This window comes from Flavisolibacter ginsengiterrae DSM 18136, from assembly GCF_059568575.1.
Map to the genome: position 1 here is coordinate 21307 of NZ_JCANTR010000028.1, position 19791 is coordinate 41097.

The following is a 19791-nucleotide window of genomic DNA, read 5'->3' on the forward strand; positions in this document are numbered from 1 at the left end:
GCGACATTTCTATTGTAAGTCTATAGATAATTATAATTGTGGCTTTGGTTCTGCTTTTGGCTTTTTACCACCCTTGGGTGTAAAGATTGCGAGCATTCTTTTCCCTTCCAGTTTAGGCATGCTTTCCAGTTGTCCGAAGTCCTTTAACCTGTCAGCGAATTTGAGCAGCAGTAATTCACCCCTATCCTTAAATTGAATAGCACGGCCTTTAAACTGGACATAGGCCTTTACCTTGTTGCCCTCTTTCAGGAAGTTTTCGGCATGTTTCGATTTGAAATCAAAATCATGGTCATCCGTATTAGGTGTAAAGCGAATTTCCTTCATTTCTGTGGTCTTCGCTTTTGCCTTCATTTCCTTTTCCTTCTTCTTCTTATCGTAAAGGAACTTGTTATAATCTATTATTTTACAAACCGGCGGATCGGCTTGAGGAGAAATTTCTACCAGGTCCAGCTGCTGGTCCTGGGCCATTTTCATAGCCTCTTGTGTGGGATAAACCCCAACGGTAACGTTGTCTCCAACTAACCGCACCTGCGGAACTCTAATGTGATGATTGATGCGGTGTTCTGCTTCTTTACGGGGAACAAATCTACCCCTTCCGAATCCACCACCGCCAGGTCTGAATCCTCCTCTGTTTGGTAATGCCATAATTAATGGTCCACAGTTTACAGTCGACAACCGGTAAACATTGTGGCTTTACTTGTTTTTTATTTTAAGTTATTGTCGAAATTAATGAATCGTGACTAATAAGCTTTACAAATCAATCACTTGTTAATTTATAATACTATATGTTTTCCCAAAAAAGGCAGGGACTATCTTATTCCCCAATCCTTTCTCTTACTTCTTTAACTACATCTATAAGAAACTCATCTACATGCTTTGCTCCAAGATCACCCTTTCCCTGTCTCCTTACGGATACCTTCCCTTCATTCATTTCCTTCTCTCCCACTACCAGCATGTAAGGAACCTTCATTAACTCAGTATCCCGGATCTTCTTTCCTATCTTTTCGTTCCTGTCATCGATTTCCGCACGAATATCCGCTTTTTTTAATTTATCCAGTACAGATTTAGCATAGTCCATAAACTTGTCGCTGATAGGCAAAATCTTCACCTGGAGAGGCGCCAGCCATACAGGGAACTTACCCGCATAGTGTTCCAAAAGGAACCCAATAAAGCGCTCGTGGGTTCCCAAAGGCGCCCTGTGAATGATCAATGGAGTTTCTGCCTGGTTATCCTGGTTAATGTATTCAAGCTTGAATCGACGGCCCTGGGCAAAGTCCACCTGGTTGGTTGCTAGTGTAAATTCCCTGCCAATGGTGCTCCAGATCTGTACATCTATTTTAGGTCCATAGAAAGCTGCTTCGTCAGGAACTTCTACAAATGGAATTCCTGCCTCTGTCATTACCTGTCTTACCATTGCCTCGGTTTGAATCCATAGTTCCGGTTCATCTATATATTTCTGTCCCAGTTTAGCAGGATCGTGCAGCGATAAACGCATCACGTATTTATCAATTCCAAATATCTTAAAATATTTAAGATACATATCATTCACAGCCCTGAACTCCTGTGCAAACTGGTCATGCGTACAGTAAATATGAGCATCATTCATGTGCAGGCAACGTACCCGCATCAATCCAAACAATTCACCGCTTTGCTCATAACGGTAACAGGTACCGTATTCTGCCAATCGCAGGGGAAGATCTTTATAACTATGCTGCTCAGCCGCAAATATCTTATGATGGTGCGGGCAGTTCATAGACTTGAGATAGTATTTTACACCCTCCAGTTCCATGGGCGGATACATACTATCCTGGTAATAAGGCAGGTGACCACTGGTTATGTACATGCTTTCCTTGGCTATGTGTGGTGTAACAACACGCTTGTACCCAGCATCCTGTTCTGTTTCCTTAGCCAGTTTTTCCAGTTCTTCAATGATAATAGTACCGTTAGGCATCCATAAAGGCAGCCCTGGTCCTACATCATCGTCCATAGTGAAAATTCCTAACTCCTTGCCCAGTTTCCTGTGGTCTCTTTTTTTAGCTTCTTCCAACATCTGCAGGTACTCGTCCAGCTGCTTTTGAGATGGGAAGGTGACACCATAGATACGGGTAAGCTGTTTGTTCCTCTCATCACCTTTCCAGTAAGCGCCGGCTATATTGGTCAGCTTAACTGCTTTGATAAACCCTGTAGCAGGAATATGTGGTCCGCGACACAGATCTGTAAATGCTCCTTGTGTATAGAATGTAATAGCACCATCTTCCAGGCCCTGCAGAAGGTCCAGTTTATATTCATCACCTTTTTCCGTGAAGTACTGAACCGCTTCATTTTTTGGGATCTCCTTCCGTATGTAGGTATTATTCTGCTTCGCCAGTTCAGCCATCTTTACTTCCAGCTTGCGCAGGTCATCTTCACTGATCGTCCTGTCTCCCAGGTCCACATCGTAATAGAATCCATTTTCAACAGGGGGGCCTACCCAGAACTTTACACCGGGAAACATGGTTTCAATTGCCTCAGCCATCAGGTGGGCAGATGAATGCCAAAATGTGCTCTTTCCATTATTGTCTTCCCAGGTAAGCAATTTCAATGCTGCATCATCATTCAGCGGTCGTGTGGCATCCCACACCGATCCATTGATATCCGCTGCCAAAACTTTCCTGGCTAAACCTTCTGATATGGATTTAGCGATATCCAGCGCTGAACTGCCTTTTGGGTATTGGCGAACAGCACCATCTGGTAATGTAATATTTATAAACTCACTCATAAAGAGCCGCAAAATTAACAAATCAATCGCTACAACAGGGGTTTTAAAGAAGCCTTAATAATTAATTTGCGTTTAAGATGAAATTACCCTTGTCTAAACTCCTTTTATTTCTTCTTCCCGCAGTATTTCCTTTGATTGGCATGGGTCAAAACCTGACAGGTATATGGAGGGGATATTTTATCACAGAATCAGGTGAAAACTACAGGCTTGAATTCCAGGTGCAGCAAGCCAAGTCAAAGACGGTTACAGGGGTATCTTATTCTTACCTGGATACACGGTTTTATGGTAAGGCTACAATGACGGGTAATTTCGTAATTAAAAACAATTCATTCACCATCCAGGAATTACGCACCGTCGAAGTAAAAAATATGGGTGGTGGAGCCACCTGCCTGATGAATTATAAGTTCGCATATGCACGTTCAGGAAGGGAAGAATTTTTGGAAGGAAGTTATGTTGGTAAAACCGAGGACAGGGCCAATCCAAAGAACAATGGGAAATGGGGTGATTGTGGTGGAGGTACAGTTTACCTAAGAAAGGTTACCACTTCTGATTTCTATGTGGAACCATTCCTGAGGAATAACAAGATCATTTCTTCCGCCGATACCCCGGTTATGAAAACAGCCGTGAAACCTCCTTCTAAAAAACCGCTGGTCACCAATAAAAAAACCCAGGCGAAGCCTGTTGCCAAAGCCCCGGTTAAAAAACCGAATACACCTCCTGTAATATCTAAGCGTTCTACTATTGATTCGCCGGTTCCCAAAACCGTAACGCCGGTAATAGTAGAAAAGAAAGCTGATCTGCCACCTTACCAGGCGCCCCAGGTAACAAGGTCACGAAAGAATGAACTGACAACTGCATTGGCCGTTACCAATGAAGAAATAACGATCAGGCTATACGACAATGGCGAAATTGATGACGATACCATTAGTGTTTACCTGGATGGCAGGTTAATTATTGCCAACAAAAGATTGTCTGCTACACCTATTACCTATACATTGAAAATGGATGAAAACAATCCGGAACATACATTGGTGATGGTGGCAGAAAACCTGGGCAGGATCCCTCCCAATACATCACTCATGATTGTTCAGGATGGGGATAAGCGATACCAGGTAAGCATAACTTCAACAGAACAAAAAAATGCAATGGTCCGCTTCAGGTATCAAAAAGCGGGTAATTGACCATTTATATAATTTTTTGTACAGGATACACCAAAACAATTATTTTCCCATTGTGAAGTGGCAACTAAGTACTCTTTTAGTCCTCCTGCATATGGTTGCTTTTTCGCAACAATTGAATGGCGTCTGGAAAGGCACACTTACACAGCAGGCTGGCGGTTGCTTTCCGGTGTATAATGTGGAATTACAGGTTAATATCATTAATAACAAGGTGGCTGGATTTTGTTACCACTATTCGGATGTGCTGAATTATGTTAAGAAGAATTACAATGGATTTTATAATGCAGCTACAAAAACAATAGACATCCAGGAAGAAAAAGTAACAACATTTCATATTCCATCAGACTGCACTCCCTGTATCAGGTATTTCAGTTTAGCCTATAGCAATAGCGGCAATAAAGAAATTTTAAGCGGTGACTGGGGTGGCGTGGTAATGAATGGTACGGCAGCCTGCACACCCGGTAAAATCACTCTTCACCGTGTGGCACAATCAGATTTTAACCATATCCAGGAAATAAAAGTTGATACGGGCATGATCCGCCTTGATTTTTATGATAATGCTGAAATAGATGGTGATTCCATCACTGTTACCCTGGATAACCGCCCACTGTTAAGCCATCAAAAACTAGGTTTGAAACCACTCACCCTTGAAGTGAAAGTGGACCTTGATCATAGAGAACAGGAAATTACCATGATAGCTGACAACCTGGGAACCATTCCACCCAATACCGCAATGGTCATCATTACAGCGGCAGACAGGAAGTACAGGTTATTCCTTAAATCCGACAAACAGCGAAGTGCCCAGGTGCGGGTGATTTATGAAGATCCCCGGTTCGTTGCAAATTAAAAAACCGGGAAGTTATAGTTTCCCGGTCCTGTATCTCATGTAGTACATCATCTATATTGGTCGCTGACCTTCCCTTGGTTTGGGTAATTCTTTTCTTGGAATCTTTTCATCTCTCATAGCAGTATTATAAACAAAAGATGCCACAATAACTGAAGCCTGTTTCAGGTCTTCAGGAACCAGGTGATCATAAGTATCCATGTTGGTATGATGGGTCCTTGTATCGTACTCTATAGGGTCCTGAATAAACTGGAATCCAGGTATGCCTACAGCATCAAATGCCAGGTGATCTGTTCCGCCTGTGTTATTAATAGTTACAGTAGTTGCTCCATCATTAGTAAAAGGTTGTAGCCAACTGGTAAATAAAGGTCTTACAGCTTCATTGCCTTGCAGGTAAATGCCCCGGATCTTCCCGGTACCATTATCCAAATTGTAGTAAGCGGAAATATTTTGTTGCTCCGGCATCAATTTCATTGTCGCCGGATCGCCCAGGTGATTCTTTACATAATTGCGGGATCCAAACAATCCCTGTTCTTCACCACTCCATAAAGCAATGCGAATAGTCCTCCTGGGTTTAAAATTCATGGCTTTTAATAAACGCACTGCCTCCATCATAACTGAACATCCCGCAGCATTATCTGTAGCCCCTGTAGCTCCCTGCCAGGAATCAAGATGGCCACCCAGCATGACTACTTCATCTTTTAATTTTGGATCAGTGCCTTGTATTTCTGCAATAACATTATAACCTTTCAGGTCCTTGTCAAAAAACCTGGTTTTCACATCAGCCTCTACTTCCACAGGTACACCTGCATTTACCAACCGTTGTAATCTTAAATAGTCATCGCTGGATAACATGATATTAGCAGGACCTTCAGGTGCATCTTTACCATACTCTCCTCCACCTTGTACAAATACAGTTCCATCGTTCCCCCTTGGGTTAATGCTTAAAACCAGTGATGGTTTTTCTTCATTGAATAATTTTGTAAGGTTGCGTTGAAAAGATTGCCTTGACATAAATTGCTGGCGTGCCTGGTCATTGGCAGGCCTTTGCCCCGGCGCTGTATTCATTTCAGCCTTTGCCATCTTAGCCAGGCTGCTGTCGGCCAACCTTGCACCATCAGGTTCGAAAGAAGGTTTTAATGCATCATCAACCCAAAGCATTACGATCTTGTTCTTTAATGTGCCGGCATACTGACCAAGTGATGCAGAGTCTTTTGCTTTGAGTAATACTATGCCACCAGTGATCATTTTCTTACCCGGTGTACTCCCGGTCCATGCCCTTGGAATGGCCACAATAGGTGTGTAATAGGGTTTTGTCATGGCGATATAACACCGCTCCTGCTGCCATCCTTTTCCAAAATCTCCCCATGGTTCTAACCGTGCATTTTCCAAACCCCAGCTACTCAAGGTAGTCTTAGCCCAGTTAGCCGCATTCATAAAATTGGGAGATGCCGTCAGGCGTGGTCCGCTGACATCAGTTAAATGAAAAGCAATGTCCATCACTTTGGAGTTTTGCGATTCTTCCTGCTTTAGCTTACTGATTATATCAGCATCAGGAACTGACTGGCCAAAACTTACCAGGAAAGCGGACTGAATTAGTCCGAACAGAACTATTTTTCTCATGTGCGTTTGTTTAAAAGGCAGAAGATACCAATAATTTCAGATCTGGAGTCGCCTCTCTGTAGCGATCCTTTTAAAAATAAAACATCTGCATTTATTAAAACCTGAAGTTCCAGGTGACCGAAGGAAGGATCGGAAATAAAGAAACCTGTTTGGCCTGAATTTGTACAGACCCATTATAGGGGTTACCCGTTTGGTCGAAATAAATGAAGTAAGGGTTTTTGCGATTGTACAAATTATATACACTGAATACCCAATAGCTCTCCCATTTCTTCTTTTTTTTCTTATCTGGTGTATAGGTTGCGGATACGTCCAGCCGGTGATAAGAAGGCAAACGGTATTTATTGATTGCACTGTATTCCTGGGTCAGCACTCCATTCAGCACATAAAAACGTTCGGGCAGTGAGGTGGCATTGCCCGTGGCATATATAAATACAGTTCCCAGCTTCCATTTTTTATTCAATTCAAACATGCCTACTACAGAGAGATCATTTCGCCGGTCATATTTAGCGGGATATTTACGTCCTTCATTCAATTGCGGAAATTGCCTCCACGTCCAGGAAAGCGTGTATCCTACCCATCCAGTTAACCTACCCCTTGTTTTGTTTACAAACCATTCTGACCCATAGCTCCACCCCTTTCCGAATACAAATTCCTCTTCAGGATCTCTTAACGAAGGTGAATAACCTTCTTTGTATTCGATCTGGTTCTGCATGCGTTTATAGTATACTTCAACTGATGTTTCATATACATTGTTTTGGAAATTACGGAACAAGCCGGCAGCATACTGCATACTGATCTGGGGCTTCACTAAAAATGTACTCGGCACCCAAAGGTCTGTAGGCAATGTAGTGCCTGCGTTACTTACCAGGTGAATGAATTGCAGGTTGCGTGTAATGGAGGCCTTTATCGAAGTATTGTTATCAATCGAATAGCGAATTGTGGCTCTTGGTTCTAAACCGGAATAAGTAATTACCTTTTGAAAATTCTTGAAATAGGTGCTATCCAGCTTGTTTTGGTTGTCATCTTTTATAAATTTAGTATAAGGTCCCAGTTGTGTAAAACTGCTCCAGCGCAAACCATAATTCAGCTTGATCCTACTGGAAAGATCCCAATCATCCTGGATATATAAAGCATTTTCCAAAGCATATTTCTCTCCACCATTGCTTGGCTGAAATACCACGGAATCCTGGTGACCGGAAGTAACGTTCGGAATAAATTTATGGTAGGTAGAAAGCCCCCCGAATTTCATCTTATGACTACCGGAAGGATAAAAATCAAAATCCATCTTAAAGGTTCCATCCTTTATGCCTGAAGAAAGGTTGATCTCAAAATTGTTCTGGGCCGCCCCGAAATTGAAATTGTAATCATTATACACCAATGTAGTATTGGCAAATAACCTGGGGTTAAATATATGGTTCCATCTCAGGGTTCCTGTAGAATTGCCCCATGGAATATCTGCACGGAAAGACAGTTTTTTATCTCGGAAAGAAAAAACATCCCTACCAAAATAACCACTCAGGAATAGCTTGTCTTTTTCAGATATTTTGTAATTGACCTTGGCATTAAGGTCATAAAAATAATAACCAGATCCGTAGGCATTACTTTCCTTAGGAATGAACGGTTTGGCCAATGCATCTATATACGTCCTGCGACCAGAAAGAATAAATGAAGCCTTGTCTTTTTTTAGAGGTCCCTGTATAGAAAGTCGCGAAGCAATAAGCCCAATACCGCCTTCGCCCTGGAAGCGGTTGCTGTTTCCATCTTTCATGGTTACATCAAGAACAGAGGATAACCTGCCCCCATATTGCGCAGGCATGCCTCCCTTGATGATGGAAGTATTTTTAATAGCATCGGAATTAAAAATGGAAAAGAAACCAAATAAATGCCCGGTATTATATACCACCGCGTCATCAAGGATAATAAGATTTTGATCAGGACCGCCGCCACGGACATAAAATCCCGAGTTTCCTTCACCGGCAGTTTGTATACCGGGAAGTAATTGTATGGCTTTAAGTATGTCCACTTCGCCCAAAAAGGCAGGAATACTTTTTATTTGTCCTATTGAAAGGTCTATTTTTCCCATTTGTGCATTGCGCACATTGGCATCCCGCTTCCTGCTATATACAACCACTTCATTGAGGTCGCCTGCTTTGGGCACCAGTAAAATATTTTGTTGAATATCGTGTGTAAGCTCCACATTTACAGCCCTGGTCATGTAGGAGGCATGTGATACCAATACTGTATATTCTCCTTCATCGAGCGTAATGGAATAAAATCCAAACGAGTTGCTTGTAATGACCTTTCCTCCAAAAGAAATACTCGCAGAAAGAATGGACTCTCCACTCACACTGTCCCTGATATACCCATTAAGCGTGTATTTATTCTGGGCAAAAGAATGAATGCCGGCAAATACAAGAGATACAATAAAAATGATCTTTTTCCAGGTCATTTTGTTCCTGTAAAATTGATTATCTCTTTTGTTTCACCGCATTCCACCATGCCTCCTTTGTACCGGGGATGGTGAAGACCCATATAAGGATTCCGGATAGAATCTACAGGACTTAACCAATGGCCTGGATCCTCATCATTGAACGCCATCGGGCATTCCTGCAGGTACAATTTTTGACGGTCATACCGCACCGTATTTAATAAAAGGAATAATTTATCGCTTAATGCGTTAAATGCATGTCTTTTGGATGTGATGTCTGCTGCTGCATTAATAGAATTCAAATCATTCTTTGCTCCATCCAGGATGCCAATGGCTGTTTCGGATGAGCTATCTTTTTTTAATTCCTCCATAGGCAAACTGTCCATTCTTTCCTTTACCTTTTTGGATAAGGTAGCAGCGTTAGTGGAATCCCAATTGACAAATGCTTCAGTAAGCTGGTAGTAGCTATTCATTAAGCCCTCTATTGATCTATTAAATTCAGAGCTATGCCTGCTTGGAGCTGGAGTTTCATTAGCAGTTTTTTTAGTTTCGTTGTTGCAGGATATGATAGTAAGGAGCAAAAAACCTAAAAATATAAGTCGGTGCATTGCTGTTTTTGGACAAAAGTAAACCCGTAAAGCACTCCTTTTAACAGATTATAAGTTGTTATTCATCATATTCATGTTAATTCTTTTTAAATAGTCTGCTTCCCTGCCTCCTGTTCATCGAAATTGAATACATACCTGTCGGCTTGCAATTATCTTTGCAACTTTTATTAAGCTTATGTTGGCAGGTTTACAAAATGTTACTTTTGAATTTGGCGCCCGGACAATCGTTGAAGATGCTACCTGGCATATACATCCCAATGAACGTATTGGGCTAATCGGGTATAACGGAACTGGTAAATCAACCCTATTGAAACTTTTTGCAGGAGAATACGCCCCCTCTGCAGGAACAGTTGAAAGAAGCCGCTCCACCTCCATAGGTTACCTGCACCAGGATCTACTGAGCTTTGATACCAATGAATCTATCCTGCAGGTGGCATTGCATGCTTTTGATATAGCAAAAAAGATTGAAAGAGAGCTGGAGGAAATTACCAAAAAGCTGGAAGAGCATACAACAGATGAGTTATTACATGCTTACAGTGAAAAACTACATGAATACGAAGAAGCAGGTGGATATACGATTGAACATAGAACCGAAGAAGTATTGCAGGGTTTAGGATTTTCCAATAGCGATCTGAAAAGACCTTACCGTGAATTCAGCGGTGGATGGAGAATGCGTGTGTTGTTAGCCAAGATGATCCTTCAGCAACCAGACCTTTTGTTGCTGGATGAGCCGACCAACCACCTTGACCTTCCATCCATTGAATGGCTGGAAAAATACCTGCAGCATTATAAAGGCGCTGTGATCATAGTGAGCCACGATAAATATTTTCTCAACCGCATGGTAAAGAAGATAGTGGAATTATACCAGCGTGAGTTACATATTTATAATGGCAATTATGATTTTTACGAAGTAGAAAAACAACAAAGGGTCGAACTGCAACAAAGGGCTTTTGAAAATCAGCAGGATTACATTCGCCAGCAGGAGCGATTTGTTGAACGTTTTAAGGCCAAGGCCAGTAAGGCTGCCCAGGCTCAAAGTATTCAGAAAAGACTGGACAGGCTAGACCGGATCGAGGATGTTACAATAGAGCGCCCTAATATCAAGATCAATTTTAATGTAGATAAAGCTCCAGGGCGTGTTTTGGTAGAATTAAAGCATGTCTCCAAACACTTTAAAAACATTGACATTCTTGAGGATGCTTCGGCTGAAATTGACCGTGGCGATAAGATAGCATTGATTGGTGCCAATGGAAAAGGTAAGTCAACACTTTTACGGATTCTGGCTGGTGCCGAGCCTTTTGAGGGTGAGCGTAAATGGGGCCATAATGTGGATGATGCCTTTTACGCCCAGCACCAATTAGAGGCTCTGAATATCAATAATACCATCCTGGATGAAATGAAAGAAGCTGGTTCTAAAAAAACAGAGCTTGAACTAAGAACATTATTAGGTTGCTTTCTTTTCAGCGGTGATGATGCAGATAAAAAGATCAAAGTACTGAGTGGAGGAGAAAAAGCCAGGGTGGCGCTCGCCAAAACCATGATCAGTAAAGCCAATTTCCTTTTACTGGATGAACCTACCAACCACCTGGATATTCATTCCAATGAGCTTTTAATAGATGCATTGAATCGTTACCAGGGAAGCCTGATCCTGGTTAGCCACGACAGGTATTTTATTTCCAAAACAGCCAATAAGATCTGGGAAATAGTCGATAAGAAGATCAAGGTCTTTAAAGGCACTTATGAAGAATGGGTGGAATGGAAAGAAAGAGCGGAGTCACGAAATCAATCTATAGTCTCCTGTACAGCCCCTGTAAAAGAAGAAAAAAAAGAAGCGCCAAAGTCCACCTCTAATGGGCAACCCACCAAATCAACCGGAGGTCCCAACGCTCCCATTAACAAAGAAGCCCAGAAAGAATTGCAGAAGCAACAAAAAATGTTTCAGCAATTGGAAAAACAGCTAGCGGATTTGAATAAACAAAAAGCCGAACTGGAAGCACAATTATCCAACCCATCCACCTATGCTGATCCAGAAGCCTTTAAGAAAACGGAAAATGCATACAGGCAGGTGCAGGATAAACTGGCTTCAGTTAATGCTGATTATGAAAAAGTATTTGAAAAGATCATGACGCTGGAAGAACAACAGTCCTAAACCTCGTGCATCTTTATAAAATCACTTACAAGGTAGCTTATCAGTTTACCGGTTGAATCATTCGTCTTTCCATTATTCAGCCTGGTTGCTCCTTCACATATGTGGAGGTAGGCTGCTTTCACATGAGCGGCGCATAAATTCACATATTGCCTCGCATTTACAACGCTCACACCTGAAGGAGAACAGGCACTGCTTAAAACATTTTCTACACTATCCAGGTCCAGCTCGATGCCTGCATAATTATCTTCTGTAAATTCAATGGCATGTGAAACCGCCTGGCGGAAACTTCGCTTTTCATGAATAAATATGTCTTCAAATGTTATGCAATCAATAAAAGGATTGTTTACGATATCAACCCATACATTCTGAGGAAGGTAGTTCTCATGAATACCTACAATACAATATTTCTGTAAAAAATTGTCCTCCTCAGCGTACCTGAAGGCATTGCCGCTATGCCTTCCTTCCTGGGGACGGTAATCGGTATGCGCATCAAGGTTTACACAATTGATCTGTGCAAGACTGATTTTTTGGGCCTGCAATAAACCCTTGGCGCTGCCTTTGATTATGGGATAAGCATTATTATGACCGCCACCTATTACAATAGGGATCTTATTGTTGGCTGTGATTTGTTTTACCAGGCCTTCTACTTCTTCATCAATTGCATTCACAGCATGCCTGTATGCTTCAATTTTTTCTTCTTCGGTATGCGCGTTTTTATCAATAACAAACTGTATGTCACCAAAATCAAAATGGCCGATTACGGCCACTTCACCCCCTTCAAAAAAATCATTGCTTTGAATGTTCAGAAATGATTGCAGGAAGGAAAGCCAAGCTGTGCTGGTGCCCGCAGTGCCATAATTGGCTTGTATGCCAATATCTTCAGGAATGCCTATGATCACATAACGGGCTGTCAGATTCTTTAAAGAATCAACAATTGCAGATGTATCACTGAGCACCTGTATCCTTTCACCCAATTTGGTTTCAAATCGCCGGATCTTAACGAGAGAAAGTACATCCTGTTTGCTATAACTTTTAAAATGTGTAAGGCTCATAGTTATTTCTTTTCAATCTTGATATTCAGACCCCACAATTTCATCATTTTTCTTTTTAAATAATATGATAACTCAAATAAATATGGAATTTTCATTTTAGTGTTTCCCAAGCCGACTGAAAGCATGAAAATCCAGCAAAAATTTTTGGAAGTAATAATAACTTAGATGAACTCTCCATTCACCATAACTTTTTCAATAAGATTGTTGCTAAAAGAATAAGGCAAGTATTGTATGGAAGGAACGGGAACGGTCATCACCAGGTTAGCTCTTTTTCCTTTAGTAATACTTCCTACTTCATCCTGTAATTCCATGGCATAAGCTCCGTTCAACGCTGCAGCATTCATAGCTTCTTCCGGAAGCATGCGCAACTGGATGCAACTTATAGACACTACAAAATTCATATTGCCTGAAGGAGAGGAACCGGGATTATAGTCCGATGCAAGGGCAATCGCGCAGTTGCTGTCAATTAATTTTCTTGCCGGTTGGTAAGGCATTCGTAAGAAAAATGCTGCTGTAGGTAATAAAGTGCCAATGGTTTTGGAATGGACAAGGGAACTGATCGCATCATCGTCCATCGATTCAAGGTGATCTACTGAAACAGCATTTAATTCAACACCTGCCTGCACCCCACCTGAAGCATATAACTGGTTAGCATGGATCTTTGGCTTTAATCCAAATTCTTTACCTGCCAGGCATATTTTTTTGGTTTCTTCAGGCGTATAAAATCCTTTTTCACAAAAGACATCTATGTAATCGGCGAGTCCCTCCTTACCTACCCGGGGCAACATTTCTTCAATGATCAATTGGATATATCCTTCCCTGTTGTCTTTATATTTCTCTGGAAGAGCATGCGCACCCAGGAAGGTAGACCTGACAGGGATCGGTGAACTTTCCTTTAATCTCCGGATCACCCTCAACATTTTCAATTCATCTTCCACTGTCAACCCATAACCGCTTTTGATCTCTACTGCACCTGTACCAGTCCGGATAATCTCCTGCAGCCTTTTATAAGATTGTTGATATAACGCATCTTCAGTCGTTTCCTGTAGTTTTCTTGAGGAATTCAAAATGCCACCACCCTTAGCCGCTATCTCGCTGTAGCTTAATCCTTTTATTTTATCCACGAATTCATCTTCCCTGCTACCTGCAAACACCAGGTGGGTATGACTATCACAATAAGAGGGAAGAATACATCGTCCTTCAGCACTATACCGCAACGTAAAATCCGTGATGGGGAAAGGCAAGTCTTTCATACTACCGTAATCAGCTATTCTTCCATCTTCCACCAACAAGTAGGCATTATGAATACAGGGAAGGAAAGCCAGCTCTTTCCCATATAAAAGACTATAGCTTTCCCGTACATTGGCCAGAGTGCCGATGTCAAATATTAATGTGGTCATACAATAGCTAAAATAGCACTGTTGACCTGTTTGGCAATGATTTGGAAAATTCCAGGGTCAGGAAAAGATCGGTTGTGGTTTCGTTACCGTTTGAAGAAACCTGCTTAAAAATGGAAATACTTCCCGTTGGGTCATAATGGTATATTGAGCTGCAGTGTTGCCCCTTCCGATCTTAATTGTATATCCTCTTTCACGCAATGAACGAAACATATCTTCATCAGTTGTGTCATCACCAATGCATAAAATAAAATCAGGGTTCAGGTAATTAATGAGGTTCATGGCTGTTGCCCCTTTGTCCACACCAATCATTCTTACTTCCAGCACTTTGTTACCATCGATCACCTGTAGCGGGGTATTCGTAATCAGTTGCATCAGGCTGTTTCTTAATTCCCTTGACCTGGAAAAACCCAGCTCCTGTTGCGTATTTCTATAGTGCCAGGCTAATGTGCTGTTTTTTTCTTCTATAAAAGAACCAGCGCATCGGTCTACAAATAATTGCATCAGTGGGCGTATCTGGTCTTTCCATTCATTGGGAACTGTGATATATTCCCGCCATTCTTCATTCTTGTATTTTACATAGGCCCCATGTTCGGCTACAAGAGTCAATGGCAGATGTCCCAGCCAGTTATCCAGGGTTTGCGCATCTCTTCCGCTTATAATGATCAGGTCATTCGAAGGATCTGAGGATAATTGTTTTAATAACTGCAGCAGGTCATCACTTGGCAAGGCTAGCGAAGGCACTTTCTGGTACGGAGCAAGGGTTCCGTCATAATCTAAAAGGATGCATCGCTTGCTGGCATTGTTAAAATCATCCTGAATCTGGGCAATGGTTGTTTCTTTTAATAAATTCACTTTTACTGACTCCTGTTCTTTTTTTGTTTCTATAAGGCAATCTAAAAATTCATCCATCCATTTAAAAACGTCATAATTCTTCAAACGTCTTTGCATATACGATAACCTGGAACGCTGTTCCACTAAAGGCATATTCAATGCGGTATCAATGGCGGAAGCCACTTCATCTACATCCGTTGGATTTACCAATAAGGCTTCATTGAGTTCATTGGCAGCACCAGTAAGCTCACTTAATATCAACACCCCTTTGTCAATACAACTGGCAACATATTCTTTGGCCACCAGGTTCATTCCATCTCTTAAGGGCGTTATGAGGGCTACATCTGCCACCTGGTATAAAGCACATAATTCTTCAAACGTCAAATGATTGTAACGGTATATCAGGGGCTGCCAATGCAGCGTTGAGAACTTTCCATTAATGGTGCTAACCTTTTCTTCTATGCTTCCTTTCTTTTCACTATATGTTTGAATGGCATCCCTTGATGGAATCACATTTAAAATGAACACTACTTTCTCTCTCCATTTAGGATATTTATTGAGAAACACTTCAAATCCATCAAGCCTGTAATTAAGCCCTTTTGTGTAGTCCAGCCTGTCAACAGAAAAGAGCAGTTTTTGGTTATAAAACCTTTCTTCAAGACTGGTACCTATTTCCACCACGGTTTCATCAATGCATGCTTCCCTGAATTTTTCATAGTCAATGCCTATTGGAAACAGGTCAGTCTTGATAAGCCTGTCCCTATATTGAATATTGTTGAACTGTGATTCTACTTTCAAGATCATCTTGGCTGAATGCAGGAAATGTTGTACATATTCATGTGTATGAAAACCAACCAGGTCGGCGCCCAGCATTCCCTCAAGGATTGGTTTTTTCCAATTCGTTGGCATCAGCCTGAATATCTCGTAAGAAGGAAATGGTATATGAAGGAAGAATCCAATGGCCGCATCAGGGAGTTTTTCCCTAAGCATTTGTGGAAGCAGCATTAATTGGTAATCATGCACCCAAATGACATCACCTGGTTCTACAAAATCAAGGATCTTATCAGCAAAAAGTTGGTTGATCCTTTTATAGGCTTCAAAATATTCCTTTTTATTTTCAACTAAAGAAGGGAAATAGTGGAAAAGAGGCCACAGTGTGGAATTGGAAAAACCATTGTAAAAATCGTCATAACACTCTTTGGGTGGAAACAATGGAATTATCTCGAAATCTTCATTGACATTTCCCTGCTTTTGCACATTTTCCCAATCTTCCAGGCTTGAATCCATACTTCCCACCCAAATCTTATGGGTATACCCCGTTGAGTGGCCCTGTTCTCTTTCAAAATAGCTTTTGATAGCTGATACCAGTCCACCCGAGCTTTGCCTGACGGTCATACGATCACCATCCTTGTCTATAGAAAAGGGCAACCTGTTAGAAATAATAATTAATCTGCTCATGAATCCAGTCTAATGCCCTGTATGATGTCCAAAAATTAGACCATTGAACTGATGAGCTACCCTTTCATACATTAAGGAGACATAAAAAAAAACCGTGAGCTTGCCCACGGTTTAAGTTCTGCTATGTGAATGATTAATAAGGTGCTATAAAAGTTTGCGAATTGCCGCCTGCTCCTGTCCATACCAATTTAAAATAATAACTACCGGTAGCGGGGCATGAAGTGGCATTGCCATTTTTATCCAAACCAAAGGTTACCACAGCTGTGGCCCCAAGCCTGGTATGTAATACCTGTCCGCTCGTCAATCTGAAATCACAATCAGAGCTGATTACCAATGGTTGTGTGATGGCAGTGCTGAAAGCCCGACCAAACCTGTCTGTTCCCCAGTCAGCAATTCCTGTTTGGCTACCTTCAGTATGTGTTCCATAAATAGTGATCAAAGGCGCACCCCCATTATAGCTATATACCCTTTTACGGGCTACGCTCCAGTCTCTTTTAGTGCCATCATCAAAAGTGATGGAAAGGTTGCTGCTTCCAATAGTATGGGTGATCGTTTGGCGTGTTGGAAGCTGGTAGAGTAATCCACCACTTACATTGGTAAGCAGGTGGCTTCCATTGATCGTAATGCTTTTGTTGTCGCTCAGTCGTGTCACCTTATAGTTTTGATAAGTAACGGTAAGCTCGGCACCTGCATCTTTCCAACGAACACCTGCAGGCATGGAAATAACGATACTACCAGTGCGTGAATGCAGGCCTTCGCAATCTTCTCCATTATAGCTAATAGTGATCTTGCGTGGATTGCTTAGTGTATCTGGTATTACGTCTGCTCCACAAAGGCTGTTGATACCATATAACCTTCCGCTGAATCCCGGATTATTTTCCAGGGCTACATTCAGGTCATAATCAACGGCATCCATCTCGCCAGAAATACGAGCCTGGTCTTCAGAGTGAACAGTCAGTTCAGGGCCTGGGTCCTGTTGGGTGGTGCTGGAATCTTTTTTACAGGCAATAAAAGTGGTGAATAGTGCTAATGTCAATAAAGACATCAGGCGCAGGTTCATTCGCATAGGGCTTGTTTTAGTTTTTCGTTTATTGATCACAGATAGACGCAGTGATTGCAATAAAGTTTAAATCAGGATATCAATTTTTTTTCCTTGAACAAAAGTAAACAGCAGCATGCAAAACAAATAGGTGTTTTTGCCATGATCCACATGGTTTTTTTACCTCGTAATAATACCCTGTATCATTCAAAGTCCACTTATATTTAAACAATTGATTATTTAAACAGTTATTATTCTTCCAGTCTCGATTCTAAATTTAGCCCGTTATTTTCTGCGGTTTCTTTAGCAAGCTCATACCCGGCATCAGCATGACGTATAACACCTAGTCCCGGGTCGTTACGCAGTACCCTGCTTAATCTTATGGAGGCATCTTCCGAACCATCTGCCACTATCACCATGCCTGCATGAATACTATATCCCATGCCTACACCTCCACCATGGTGAAGACTAACCCAACTGGCACCACCCGCAGTATTGACCAGCGCATTTAAAATTGGCCAGTCTGCAATAGCATCACTACCATCCATCATGGCTTCCGTTTCCCTGTTGGGCGAAGCAACCGAACCGGTATCCAGGTGATCCCGGCCAATAACAATCGGAGCCTTAACCTTGCCACTCTTTACCAATTCATTGAATGCAATCCCGGCTTTTTCTCTTTCTCCCTGGCCCAGCCAGCAAATGCGTGCCGGTAATCCCTGGAAGGCTATGCGTTCTTTAGCCAGTTTTAGCCATCGCTGTAATGAGCTATTTCCCGGGAACATATCTGCTATCAATCTATCCGTTACAGCAATATCCGAAGGGTCGCCACTTAAGGCTGCCCACCTGAATGGCCCCTTACCTTCACAAAACAATGGCCTGATATAGGCTGGAACAAATCCGGGAAAATCAAAAGCATTTTCAAGACCTTTTTCTTTTGCTCTGGCCCTGATATTATTTCCATAATCAAAGGTGACAGCGCCTTTTTTCTGTAAGGCCAACATCAGCTCCACATGCCTGTACATAGAGTTATAAGCCAGTTCTATATATTTTTCGGGATCATCTTTTCTCAATTGTTTAGCTGCTTCATAACTGATCTCATGTGGCCAGTACCCTACCAGGGGATCATGTGCAGAGGTTTGGTCTGTAAGTGTGTCGGGAATGATTTGTCGCTCAAGCAGCCTTTCCAATAAATGAACAGCATTGCATAATACGCCAATGCTTAGGATTTGTCCCGAGTCCCTGGCTTTCAAGGCAGCATCAATGGCTTCATCAATATTGGTTATTTTTTGATCAAGGTATCTGGTCTCTATTCTTTTATCTATACGCCATTCTTCCACTTCCGCTATCAATGCCACACCCTCATTCATTGTAATGGCCAATGGTTGCGCGCCACCCATACCTCCCAGCCCGGCTGAAACATTCAAACTGCCTTTTAACGAGCCGCCAAAATCTTTATCAGCTACAGCCGCGTAGGTTTCATAAGTGCCCTGCACAATTCCCTGCGATCCAATATAGATCCAGCTACCTGCTGTCATTTGTCCATACATGATCAACCCCTTCTTTTCCAGTTCATCAAAATGCTTCCAGTTAGCCCAGTTAGGCACCAGTTGCGAATTGGAAATCAATACACGGGGGGCATCCTTATGTGTTTTTAAAATACCAACAGGCTTCCCGCTTTGAATAAGCAGGGATTCGTCATTTTCCAGAACTTTCAGTGACGCAATGATCTTGTCCAGCGCCTCAAAATTCCTGGCAGCCTTTCCCCTTCCGCCATATACTATCAGATCATCCGGCCTTTCCGCAACTTCAGGATCAAGATTGTTTAACAGCATCCGTAGTGCCGCTTCCTGGATCCAGCCTTTACACTGTAATGTATTGCCGGTGGGTGTTTTATATTTTACAGGATCATATTTCGGAAGGATGTCAGTGATCATATAGCAAGTAATATTAGAAGGCTAAAATATTACTCTTTTATATACAGGCGCCGGTGAATCATTGGAATACTATCAAAATCCGATCATTTTTCATCTCTATTTATTAAGAAACTAATGTCTTTGATAATATGCAGTAAAGCCATACATAAGAGTATAATAAGAGAGTGTTAACTTATCTGTGTAAGCTGGTTTTCTATCCAGTTTAGATAACTGTGCAAAGGGTTTATACTTCAACATCACATCTTTCCTGACCGAATATATCAATAAAGTTTACCAGCATGGTGGCCCAGTCATCCTGGGGCTGGCTCCATTTTTTGGCTATTTGCATCAGTGCCAGGTACACTACCTTTTCTACTGCCTGATCGTTGGGCAGGCTGCATTTTGTCTTTGTGTACTTTCTTATGATCCTATTGATGTTCTCAATAATATTGGTGGTGTATATTATTTTTCTGATGCACCCTGGAAACTCATAAAAAGTGCTTAGACTTT

14 protein-coding genes are annotated in these 19791 nt (G+C 41.8%); 3 read left to right on the forward strand and 11 right to left on the reverse strand.

Annotated elements, in window-relative coordinates; translation table 11 throughout:
• Positions 1 to 30 precede the first annotated feature (30 nt).
• Both infC and thrS read right to left on the reverse strand, forming a co-directional pair.
• Positions 31 to 645 (reverse strand): translation initiation factor IF-3, encoded by a 615-nt coding sequence (gene infC, locus BP74_RS19960; RefSeq protein WP_072834346.1) that lies wholly within the window; start codon positions 643 to 645, stop codon positions 31 to 33.
• A gap of 169 nt (positions 646 to 814) precedes the next feature.
• Positions 815 to 2758, reverse strand: coding sequence for a threonine--tRNA ligase (thrS, locus tag BP74_RS19965; RefSeq protein WP_496377012.1), 1944 nt, complete (start codon positions 2756 to 2758; stop codon positions 815 to 817).
• A 77-nt stretch (positions 2759 to 2835) separates the two neighbouring features.
• On the opposite strand from thrS, the gene BP74_RS19970 reads away from it, so the two are divergent.
• Positions 2836 to 3939, forward strand: coding sequence for a hypothetical protein (locus BP74_RS19970; RefSeq protein ID WP_496377014.1), 1104 nt, complete (start codon positions 2836 to 2838; stop codon positions 3937 to 3939).
• A 52-nt stretch (positions 3940 to 3991) separates the two neighbouring features.
• Complete coding sequence (locus BP74_RS19975) at positions 3992 to 4783, forward strand: hypothetical protein (RefSeq protein ID WP_496377016.1); 792 nt, start codon at positions 3992 to 3994, stop codon at positions 4781 to 4783.
• A gap of 51 nt (positions 4784 to 4834) precedes the next feature.
• Here BP74_RS19975 and BP74_RS19980 read toward each other — a convergent pair whose 3' ends face one another.
• The 3 genes from BP74_RS19980 to BP74_RS19990 all read right to left on the reverse strand — a co-directional run bounded on the left by BP74_RS19980 (position 4835) and on the right by BP74_RS19990 (position 9304).
• Positions 4835 to 6403 (reverse strand): M28 family metallopeptidase, encoded by a 1569-nt coding sequence (locus tag BP74_RS19980; RefSeq protein WP_496377018.1) that lies wholly within the window; start codon positions 6401 to 6403, stop codon positions 4835 to 4837.
• 94 nt (positions 6404 to 6497) lie between these two features.
• A complete protein-coding gene (locus BP74_RS19985) occupies positions 6498 to 8852 on the reverse strand; it encodes a TonB-dependent receptor (protein ID WP_496377020.1) in 2355 nt (784 codons plus the stop codon).
• Positions 8849 to 9304 (reverse strand): DUF3347 domain-containing protein, encoded by a 456-nt coding sequence (locus BP74_RS19990; RefSeq protein WP_496377022.1) that lies wholly within the window; start codon positions 9302 to 9304, stop codon positions 8849 to 8851. Before BP74_RS19990 ends, BP74_RS19985 begins: the two co-directional genes overlap by 4 nt.
• A gap of 310 nt (positions 9305 to 9614) precedes the next feature.
• Between BP74_RS19990 and BP74_RS19995 the strand changes: the two genes are divergently transcribed.
• Entirely contained in the window at positions 9615 to 11588 is a 1974-nt protein-coding gene (locus BP74_RS19995; RefSeq protein WP_496377024.1) for an ATP-binding cassette domain-containing protein, read from the forward strand.
• Here the strand turns inward: BP74_RS19995 and BP74_RS20000 are convergent.
• From BP74_RS20000 to BP74_RS20025, 6 genes are all read right to left on the reverse strand, one after another.
• Positions 11585 to 12640, reverse strand: coding sequence for a formimidoylglutamase (locus BP74_RS20000; RefSeq protein WP_496377026.1), 1056 nt, complete (start codon positions 12638 to 12640; stop codon positions 11585 to 11587). The genes BP74_RS19995 and BP74_RS20000 overlap by 4 nt on opposite strands.
• 161 nt (positions 12641 to 12801) lie before the next feature.
• Entirely contained in the window at positions 12802 to 14040 is a 1239-nt protein-coding gene (hutI, locus tag BP74_RS20005; RefSeq protein ID WP_496377028.1) for an imidazolonepropionase, read from the reverse strand.
• A gap of 57 nt (positions 14041 to 14097) precedes the next feature.
• Entirely contained in the window at positions 14098 to 16329 is a 2232-nt protein-coding gene (locus BP74_RS20010; protein WP_496377030.1) for a bifunctional alpha,alpha-trehalose-phosphate synthase (UDP-forming)/trehalose-phosphatase, read from the reverse strand.
• A gap of 133 nt (positions 16330 to 16462) precedes the next feature.
• On the reverse strand, positions 16463 to 17395 hold the full coding sequence (locus BP74_RS20015) for a hypothetical protein (protein ID WP_496377032.1): 933 nt from the start codon (positions 17393 to 17395) through the stop codon (positions 16463 to 16465).
• A gap of 224 nt (positions 17396 to 17619) precedes the next feature.
• Entirely contained in the window at positions 17620 to 19302 is a 1683-nt protein-coding gene (gene hutU / locus BP74_RS20020; protein WP_496377034.1) for a urocanate hydratase, read from the reverse strand.
• Positions 19303 to 19525: 223 nt separating this feature from the next.
• Positions 19526 to 19791: transposase (locus BP74_RS20025; protein WP_496373928.1), on the reverse strand; the 266-nt coding region annotated here is incomplete at its 5' end.